Origin of the sequence: Novosphingobium sp. B-7 (assembly GCF_000410615.1) — a bacterium.
Taxonomy (GTDB): domain Bacteria; phylum Pseudomonadota; class Alphaproteobacteria; order Sphingomonadales; family Sphingomonadaceae; genus Novosphingobium; species Novosphingobium capsulatum.
In genome coordinates this window covers 5,251-6,370 of record NZ_KE148384.1, presented here as the reverse complement: position 1 = coordinate 6,370, position 1,120 = coordinate 5,251, and the positions used below count along the sequence as shown (strand labels likewise).

2 protein-coding genes are annotated in these 1,120 nt (G+C 69.7%); both read right to left on the bottom strand.

Translation table 11 applies throughout. From position 1 onward, the window contains the following. Positions 1-369 (bottom strand): MFS transporter (locus H926_RS0116135; protein ID WP_148291771.1); only part of this gene is annotated, 369 nt, incomplete at its 3' end. Positions 370-615: 246 nt separating this feature from the next. Next, on the bottom strand, positions 616-1,120 hold a 505-nt coding region (locus H926_RS33450), incomplete at its 5' end, for a substrate binding domain-containing protein (RefSeq protein WP_022677238.1).

Genomic DNA, 1,120 nt, shown 5'->3' with positions numbered 1-1,120 from the left:
CATGACTTTGCCGATCACTGCGCCGCTGCGTTCGGCCGGGGCCAGGTGCGCGGCAAACGGCACGATCTGCTGCGCTACCGTGGCCAGCGCGCCAAGCACGAGCGAGGCGCCGAGCAGCAGCGCGGGCGTGGGCGCGACGGCGGCGAGCACCAGCGCAACGGAGAGAAGCAGGAACTGCAGGACGATCAGCCCGCGCCGCTCGACCCGGTCGCCCAATGGCACCAGCAGGAACAGCCCCAGGGCATAGCCCAGCTGCGTGACCGTGGGTACCAGCGCCGTCAGCGCACCGGGCATGCTGGTTTCGATCAGGCCCAGCATCGGCTGGTTGTAATAGATATTGGCGACGGCGAGGCCAGTGGTGGCGGCCATCGCCAGGATCAGGGCATTGCCCAGAACCGGGCGTGGCGTTTGCGCCGATGGCTGAGACGCCTGGCGCGCGGGCGCGCCGGCAAGGATGGTGTCCGACATGATCAGGGCTCTCGTGCAGGGGCAGGCCGGGGGGAAACGGTTGCTGCCGGGCTTGGTTGCACCCCCTATGCACCATTGGCCGGCAAATGATAATCTGCCCCAAGTGGCACGCACTATTGCATTTCACGCAATGATGGCGGGCAAAGCTCAGCCCGGCAGGCACCGCTCCCAATAGGGCGGCGTGCCAAAACTTTCCGCCAGGAAATCGACCAGCAGGCGCACCTTGGCCATGCCGCGCCGATCGGGCAGGTAAAGCGCGTGGATGCCGGGATCGCCCGGCGGCGGCGCCCCGGGGCGGGCAATGTCGCCGTGCCACTCAGCCAGCACCGGGCGCAGCCGCCCCTGCGCCACGTCTTCACCCACCAGCCAGGTGGGCAAGAGCGCGAGTCCCGCCCCGGCCAGTGCGGTTTCGCGGATCGTATCGGCGTGGTTGGTGCGCAGTGGCCCGGCCACGCGCACCCATTCGTGCTGGCCGTCGCGGGTCAGCCGCCAGCGCCGCTCGCCATCGGCAAAGGCAAAGGTCAGGCAGGCGTGATCGGCCAGGTCCTGCGGCACCTGGGGCGTGCCATGCGCGGCAAGATAGGCCGGGCTGGCGCAGACCAGGCGGCGTTGCGGCGCCAGCCGCCGCGCCACCAGGCTGGAGGAATCGAGC